The sequence below is a fragment of the Gilvimarinus gilvus genome (assembly GCF_030518155.1).
GTDB lineage: Bacteria > Pseudomonadota > Gammaproteobacteria > Pseudomonadales > Cellvibrionaceae > Gilvimarinus > Gilvimarinus gilvus.
In genome coordinates this window covers 214,199-222,300 of the sequence record NZ_JAULRU010000577.1, presented here as the reverse complement: position 1 = coordinate 222,300, position 8,102 = coordinate 214,199, and the positions used below count along the sequence as shown (strand labels likewise).

The 8,102-nt window shown below is 53.7% G+C and carries 5 protein-coding genes; 4 read left to right on the top strand and 1 reads right to left on the bottom strand.

Going from position 1 to position 8,102, the window contains the following annotated elements:
* The first annotated feature begins 217 nt into the window (after window positions 1-217).
* Both QWI17_RS13725 and QWI17_RS13720 read left to right on the top strand, forming a co-directional pair.
* Window positions 218-1,576 (top strand): TldD/PmbA family protein, encoded by a 1,359-nt coding sequence (locus QWI17_RS13725; protein ID WP_302723083.1) that lies wholly within the window; start codon window positions 218-220, stop codon window positions 1,574-1,576.
* Between the two features lies 1 nt (window position 1,577).
* Window positions 1,578-2,843: a TldD/PmbA family protein gene (locus QWI17_RS13720; RefSeq protein ID WP_302723082.1), complete on the top strand. Its 1,266-nt coding sequence runs from the start codon at window positions 1,578-1,580 to the stop codon at window positions 2,841-2,843.
* Window positions 2,844-2,941: 98 nt separating this feature from the next.
* On the opposite strand, the gene QWI17_RS13715 is transcribed toward QWI17_RS13720, so the two are convergent.
* Window positions 2,942-3,913, bottom strand: a complete 972-nt coding sequence (locus tag QWI17_RS13715; RefSeq protein WP_302723081.1) for a CobW family GTP-binding protein — start codon at window positions 3,911-3,913, stop codon at window positions 2,942-2,944.
* A 266-nt stretch (window positions 3,914-4,179) separates the two neighbouring features.
* Here QWI17_RS13715 and QWI17_RS13710 point away from each other — a divergent pair, with 266 nt between their 5' ends.
* The gene (locus QWI17_RS13710; protein WP_302723080.1) at window positions 4,180-6,525 is read left to right on the top strand and encodes a TonB-dependent receptor; all 2,346 of its coding nucleotides are present in this window, start codon (window positions 4,180-4,182) and stop codon (window positions 6,523-6,525) included.
* Window positions 6,526-6,536: 11 nt separating this feature from the next.
* A complete protein-coding gene (locus QWI17_RS13705; protein ID WP_302723079.1) occupies window positions 6,537-7,901 on the top strand; it encodes a hypothetical protein in 1,365 nt (454 codons plus the stop codon).
* The last annotated feature ends 201 nt before the right edge of the window (window positions 7,902-8,102 follow it).

Sequence of the window (8,102 nt, the reverse complement as noted above, 5' to 3'; positions counted from 1 at the left end):
ATTGTCAGAGCTTAGAGCCGGAGTCGGCAGCCTGTTTTTAGAAAGGCGTTCGAGACCAACAACGCCTCGAACGGTTAAGATATCAAAGACTCGCTATCCGGTGGATCGCAATGCTGCTCCTCTTAAGTGAACAGCATTGCGGTATTTCCGGCCCTTTTTTGTGCTGTCACAATGGCTCTGTTAAGCTTCGGCAATCCTACAACGCCAGGAGCGCTACATGTCTTTCTCCGATTTCTCCTATGCCGGCGAGTACAACGAATTCCGGCAGCACGAACTGCGCAAGCGCCGTCTCAATATGGTTGATGGCAACCTAACGGCCAATGACAGCTCGCATGTGGGCGGTCAGTCTGCTCGTGTCTATCAAAATGGCTACTGGGGGTTTGCCTCGGCGACTCAGCCGGCCGGCGCCGATAAACTCGGCAATTTAGCATTGGCCAACGCCAGCGCATTGCAGGTTTTTGGTGGCGAAAGTCGGCCCCTGCCTCAGCAGGCGTATCAGGGCGAGCACGGCATAGCTTGCCAGCCAAACTGGTCGTCCGAGCAGCTTATTGAGTGGTTGCAGGAGGTTACGGCCCTGACGCAAAACCGTTACGAAAAAGTGGTATCCGTTACCGCTGTGGCGCTTGATGAGTATCACGATAAATTTGTGCAAAACAGCCTGGGTGCCCGCGCCTATAACAATATATCCCGCGCTTTGGTTTATCTGTTGTTGACGGTGAAAGACAAAGACGACAAACCGGTTGAGCTGTCTCATATCATCAGTGGCAAGGGCAGCTTCGGCAATTTGGATCTCGCTATGGCTTCGGTCGAGCCGCAACTGGATGGGCTCTATGAGCACCTGCTGGCCAAGCGCGAGGCGGTGCACGCGGATGGCGGTTTGCAGAACGTGGTATTGGCCCCAAACTTGGCCGGCATGTTGGCCCATGAAGCCATGGGGCACCCTTGCGAAGCCGATTTGGTGCTCGGTGGCGCCGTCACGGGCGATAAACGAGGCCAGCGTATTGCGAGCGACTTAATTACTATGGTGGACTTCGCCCACAGTTACAACGGCGAGGAGTTAGCTGTTCCGGTTTACGCCGACGATGAAGGCACGCCCGCGCAGGATGTCACTTTAATTAAGCAAGGCGTACTCACCGACTTTATGCACAATCGCGAAACCGCTTCGCGTTTTGACAATTCCGCCACCGGTAATGCCCGGGCTTACTCGCCGGATGATGAGCCGCTGATTCGCATGCGCAACACGGCAATTTTGCCCGGTACCAGCAATCTTGACGATATGATTGCCGACGTGGAAGACGGATACTATTTAATGAAAACCGGTAATGGTCAGGCCGATACCACCACCGAATTTATGTTTGGTATTAATCTCGGCTATGAAATTAAGGACGGTAAATTGGGCCGGGCCATTAAAGATACGACCCTGTCGGGTTCGGCCATCAAAATGTTGCAAACAGTCGATGCTGTTTCCGATGATATGCATTGGGAGAGTGCCGGTTACTGCGGTAAAAAACAGCCGATGGTCGTGTCTATGGGCGGCCCTGCGATTCGGGCCAAAGCACAGCTAGGAGGTGAGTAATATGCTGACACGAGCCAAACAAATATTGGCAGCGGTTGAAGGTGCCGGTTTTGACGATGCACGGGTTACCATTACCGAAACAAATGTTAACGAGCTTAACGTCGCACACAATCATGTGAGCCTGATGCGCACCACCGAAAGTCAATCGCTGGCGGTTATGGCGATCCAGGACAAACGGCGGGTAAGCGCGTCGGTGAGTCGTTTGGATGAGTTGACGGTAGAGCAGGTCATCGCCGATATGCAAAGGGATGTGGCTAACTCGCCGCAAGACGAAGCTTACGCCGTCGCTGCTGGACAAACAGGACAGTTTGAACGCGGTCCACAAACTCCAGAGCGCGAAGCCATCGCAGCCGCAGCAAAGTCGTTGCTGCAGGTTCGCAGCGAACAGTTTCCGACATTTCAGATTGAAGAGTGTGCGATAAAGCACAGTCATTCAACATCCACATTGGTGTCGACACAAGGCGCCGCACTTGTTGCAGCGCAGGGCCATTACCGTGTCGGGCTCATGGGTTCAAGTAAAGATGAGCATGGCAGTAGCTCCTTTACGTTTATCGGTGGTGAGTTAAACGCGCTTCCGGCACGCCTTGCTGAGGTGATGGATATTGAATTGCTTATGGCAAACAGTGCGCGCGAAACCCGAACTGAAATGATCGGTGAAAAATTTACCGGCGATGTTGTGCTAATGCCTATGGCTGTTATGGATTTGGTGGGCTGGCTGACCCGTCAGTTAGGGGATGCGGCTTTGTTGAGTCACGCCTCGGTGTATCAAAATGCGGTGGGTGAGTGTATCGCTACGCCGGCGTTGTCCATTCGTAACAACCCGCAAGGCGCGGGCCAGCCACCGTTTAACGGCGAAGGTTTTGTAATACAGCCGGTTACTTTGCTCGATCAAGGTAAGTTGACCTGTCAGCTGCCCTCTTATATTGGAAGCCGTAAGTTGGGTATTCCCTATACGCCATTTGCCGGCGGTTGGTGTATCGATGGCGGCGATGTGAGTCGCGCTGACATGTTGGCCGGTGTTGAACACGGCGCATTGGTGGGACGTTTGTCGATGGGCAGCCCGGCGCCTAACGGTGATTTTTCCGGCGTGATTAAAAATAGCTTTCTGTTGGAAAGTGGCAAGCAAACCAAGGCACTGTCGGAGACCATGATTACCGGCAACGTCGCGCAAATGTTACAGGATATTCAGGCCATCAGTCGCGAGGTGACTGACTTCGGTGGCAGCCAGCTGCCCTGGCTAAAAATCAGTGGCTTACGTTTCTCATAAACATACAGCAGCCCCGCGAGGGGCTGTTTTATTTGTGTTGAATGAGCTGCATATTTAATCTTTCCCGTTTCCCGTTTCCCGTTTCCCGTTCTCCGTTCTCACTCCAAACACTGCTCAAACTCTTTCCCTAATTTATCCCATTCGAGTTCTTCGTGATGAATAATTTCCAATCGGCTATCTTCGCACTCATCCAGCTCCAACATTTTGACCACGCCGTCGGCTAAATTGAGCGCAATAATGCCTTGGTCGGTAATGAGCACAGCCTTGAGTCGGTCGCAGTTAAGGCCGCTAATCCAGTTAAATATATCGTTCAGGGCGAATACTTGAGCCGGATGTATTGCCCAGCCGCAACTGAAATACCCCTGGCCTTGATTGCGCTTCTCAGTAATGGGTTGCTCTTCGCTTGGCGTGGCGAGCGTTGCTGCGGGGTAGTCACCGCCATGATGATGGGCGTGACTGGGCAGTGGGATATGTTGGTTGTGTGGCAAATTGAGCCAGTGGGCAGAGAGTTCGCCCTGTTCGGCTTGGGTGACGGGGCGCTCATCTAACTGCCAGGTCTTGAGCTGTTTGTTCATGGCTTGCAAGTCGTTCTCGCTTGCCAAATCGGTTTTGCTGGCGACGATCACATCCGCGACGTCGAGCTGCTGGCGAAATATCTCGTTGCCTAAGTGGCGCTCGCTGGAAAAGTGTCTGGGGTCGATCAGTGTCAAGCAGGCCTTGAGTTCGAGCACGCCCTGAAAACTATTCAGAAGCGTTTGAATGACCTCCAGTGGGTGCCCCAGCCCCGTGGGTTCAATCAGCAGGCGGTCAAACTTTTGCGTGCGTAATAACTGCGTTAACCCTACCTGCATGGGCAGCCCCGCCGTGCAGCACATACAGCCGCCGGGGATTTCTTTCACCATGGTGCCGTTTTCTCGCAACAGGGCACCGTCTATGCCTACTTCGCCAAATTCATTCACCAGAATGGCCCAGTTTTCATGCGCAGGCTTATGCGCAAGAAGGTGCTTAATGAGATTGGTTTTGCCGACGCCAAGAAAGCCGGTAATGATATTGGTGGGGATGATGTTCATGGAGGTCCTAGTGGTTGAAAAATAAGTCGGAGGTCGGAAGTCTGACGTCGGACGCAAAATACAGCGAGCCGCGACCCGTTCGACAGTTCTGGCAGCGCATGGAAATTTTCGCTCCCAAGCGTCCGACATCCGACATCAGACGTCAAGTGGCTAAACAACGAAACGTTATATTGTTGCATTATTCAATTGTTATGTTATAACATTTGCCTATTGGAGGTGAAGTTGGCCTCTGTCCTTTCTTATTTTTTCAGCCATTGGGGGTGTATGTGTTGAAACGGTCTTTGTTGACCCTGGGTTGCTTGGTGCTGCCTGCCTGGGCCAGTGCCGATACGATTCAGGGTGTGGTGCTTGATGATATTGGTCAGCCTGTAGGTGATGCGACAGTGCAAGTGGTGGGGACGCGTACCCGCACGCTTACCGATGCGGATGGCAATTTCACATTGGATGATCTGTCCAGTGACGACGTTGAGCTGCATGTGCGTGCGCCGCGCTACATGCACAAAAATGTGCATGTCCACGGCGGCAGTAACTCTCTCACAATTACTCTCGATGAAACTGTGATGGAGGTGGTCGATGTCACTGGGCTGCCCTGGCACGTTTCGCAATTAGAGTCGGCAACCCCCGTAACGGTATTGAGCGGCGATGCGCTGCGTGATCAGCAAGCCGCTACTCTGGGCGATACCCTCGCTAAACAAGTGGGCGTGCATTCAAGTTACTACGGCCCGGTTGCGGGTACCCCGGTTATTCGCGGCTTGTCTGGCCCCCGTGTATTGGTCGCGCAAAACGGTCTGGATGTGGGTGATGTGTCCCGTTCCGGCCCAGATCATGCGGTGACCGGTGAGGCGACCACGGCTCGCCAGGTGGAAATTTTGCGCGGTCCGGCCACCTTGTTCTATGGCAATGGCGCCATAGGCGGCGTGGTCAATGTGGTGGATGATCGCGTGCCGCAAGATGCCGAGACTTTTGGTCAACTACAGCTGGAATACAACGGTGCCAACAGTGAGCCGGTCGTGCAGGGTAGCGCCAATGTGGGCGCCGGTGACTTTGCTTTTCATGTCGATGGTTTTTGGCGCGACGCGGATGATCTGGAGGTTCCCGAATATGCCGAGCTCAATCCCGACGATGACGCCACCTACGGCGTTTTAGAAAACTCCGCCTACGACAGTCAGGGCGCAACATTTGGCGGCAGCTACCTGAGCGATAATGGATTTACCGGTATTAGTATAGGCAGGCTTGAGCGCAACTACGGTATTCCCGGTCACAGTCACGATGGTATTTCGGTTCAGGCCGAGCTTGAGCAAGACCGTGTGCAGTTGGTCAGCGAATACAGCTTCGATGACTCACCACTGTCAGAGGCGCGTTTTCGTTACGGTTATACCGACTATCAGCATCAGGAAGTGGAAGGCGATGCTATAGGCACGATCTTCGCGACCGAGTTGCACGAAGCGCGTCTCGATTTATTTCACCAGCCTCTGGCCGAGTGGCGCGGTGCCGTGAGTTTACACGGCAAGCGTGAAGAAAGTTGGGCACGAGGTGAGGAAGCGTTTACACCACCGGCGACCACAGAGTCGATTGCAGCGGCGGTGATGGAAGAGCGCCACTTTGGCGATTGGCTGGTGCAATTAGGTGGGCGTTTGGAGCTTATCCAAATTGACGCTACCGATGTACTGCTCGATAGCGAAGGCGAGCGCGGAGTGTATCGCACTGAGCACGAATTTACGCCATACAGTTTATCCGCTGGCACCGTGTGGGATTTTGCCGAGGGCTATAACTTGGGGCTGTCGGTGTCACACTCGCAGCGCTCACCGTCGGCGGCTGAAGCCTTGTCTTTTGGCCCGCATATTGGCGCGGGGACTTTTGAAGTGGGTGCTTTGTTTGATATCGCATCAAATGAACACGGCGACTGGGTCGTTAATTTCTCTGAGCAGCCGCTGGAGTTGGAAACCGCGAATAATATTGATATTTCCCTGCGTAAATTTTCCGGCGATATTGGTTTCGTGATTGGTGCCTTCTACAACCAGATTGACGACTTCTACTACGAGCGCGCAACGGGCCTATTCGCTGAGAGCGGTCACGACCATGATCACGAAGAGGACGAGCACGATCATGAAGAGGACGAGCACGATCATGAAGAAGTGGGGCATGACGAGCACGAAGATGAGGCTCTACCTGTCTACCAGTATACCTCGGCCGATACAGAGCTCTATGGCCTGGAAGGTGAGGTGCACTGGCAAGTAAGCGACCCACTGACCTTACGCTTTACGGCCGATTATATACGCGCAACCCTGAAAGATGGTGGCAACCTGCCGCGTATTCCGCCCCTGCGTATGGGCATGCGGGCCGAATATGAGCAGGGCCCTTGGCTCTTGAGCGCCAGTGCTACGCACTATTTCGAAGCCGACAATACGGCCGAACTGGAAACCAGTACCGACGCATATACCTGGGTGGACGCCGAGGTGAGTTACACCTTGCCGGTGTTGGATGGGGCCAAACTGTTCTTGCGTGGCGATAACCTGTTAAACGAAACCGCCCGTGTGCATTCCTCATTCATTAAAGATATTGCACCACGCGCTGCGCGTTCGGCATCGGCCGGCATTCGCGTGAGTTTTTAAGGAGATTTAAAATGTTGTTAGAAAAAAATGTAAAACCCTTGTCGGCCATTATTCTGGCTCTTATGTTGAGTGCCTGCGGTGGTGACAGCGAAACCAATATTTATGCGCAAGATGTCGCGCAGCCTGGCCATGAGGATGAACACGATCACGACCATGATGAGCACGACGATGAAGACGAGCACGATCATGACGATGAACATGAAGAGGGCATTAGCGAGGCACGTCTGGTGTTGGTTGAAGCCGGTACCGAGCTCGCGCACGTGTTTGATATTGAACACGTCGAAAAAGTATCGAGCCTAACGTTGCCGGCGCCGATCGGCTATGCCTACCCCGTGCCGGGATATCGCTACGCCGCACTCGTTCATCGCGATGATAATTGGGTGAGTTTTATTGACGGTGGCGTCTGGGTCGAAGACCACGGTGATCACGATCACCCCTACACCGAGGCACCGGCTATTCAGGATTTCCATCTGGACGGCGTCAAGCCAACTCACTACACCTTTGATGATGAGCAGGTGGCGGTGTTTTACGATGGCAATGGAGAAACCGGTGATGTCGCTGGAGTGGCTACCTTCGATGCGCACTCTGTGGCGGACAATGGTCTTGCCAATACCTTGAGTTTTACTACCCATATGCACGGGGCGGCGCAGGTGCGCGGCGAGCATTTGTATACCACTGAGCGCAATGCCGATGCCGCATCCACTTTGCCGGATCGCGTCAGCGTGTATCACTTACACGACACCGAATATGAATTGGAAGCTATCTTTGATGAGCCCTGTCCAGCATTACACGGCAGTGCGCAAAATGAAGAGCATGTGTTCTTTGCCTGTGGCGATGGTGTGTTAGTTATTGAGGAGCACGATGGCTTTGAGGTAAATAAAATTACCCATGGAGATGTGCTTAGCGGCGATGCACGTGTGGGCAGCTTGCGTGCGCACCACCAAGTGCACGATGTGATCGGTTTGGCGTCGGGCCAACTGGTGCTGATCGAGCCGCACGAGGCGACCTTGCAAACGCTGGGCTGGGAGTCTGATGTAGGTGTTGTGGCCGCGGAATTTGCTGCCGATGGCGAGTTCTTTGTTGCCCTACTGGCTGATGGTTCCATGGTTGTGTTTGATGTGGCTGATTGGTCCGTGCATGGTGAACTGGCCGCGACCGACGCCAGTGGCCTGACGGATGATCAGAGTCTGCGTATGATCGCCGGCCCAACGGGACATAGTGTCTATATTGTGAACCCGGCCTTGTCCGAAGTTGTGCCCGTTGACGTCGAAGAGCTAACCTTGGGTGAGCACTGGGCGCTGGATTTTGAGCCATCGGTCGGTGTGTGGTTGGGCCATGGCGGCGAAGCCCACGAGCACGAAGGCCACGATCACTAATCACTGGTACGTTTTTCCCTTCTTTACCGCTAACCCGGCGCTGAGTCGTGCTGGGTTAGCGGTCCCGTCTATGCAGATGGCCGGTACTTGAGTCCGGTTTCAGTGTTCAAAATCATTGCTCGGTAAGTTCCTGTATTAATGGCTTAGAGGTTAGGTTTTCGCGCCCGCGTTTTATGGTAATGTATAAATAGGCGCCGTGTA

Bases quoted from the DNA above. Each gene is read 5' to 3' on its own strand.
- QWI17_RS13725 (WP_302723083.1), top strand. From the start codon at position 218: ATGTCTTTCTCCGATTTCTCCTATGCCGGCGAGTACAACGAATTCCGG.
- QWI17_RS13720 (WP_302723082.1), top strand. From the start codon at position 1,578: ATGCTGACACGAGCCAAACAAATATTGGCAGCGGTTGAAGGTGCCGGT.
- QWI17_RS13715 (WP_302723081.1), bottom strand. From the start codon at position 3,913: ATGAACATCATCCCCACCAATATCATTACCGGCTTTCTTGGCGTCGGC.
- QWI17_RS13705 (WP_302723079.1), top strand. From the start codon at position 6,537: ATGTTGTTAGAAAAAAATGTAAAACCCTTGTCGGCCATTATTCTGGCT.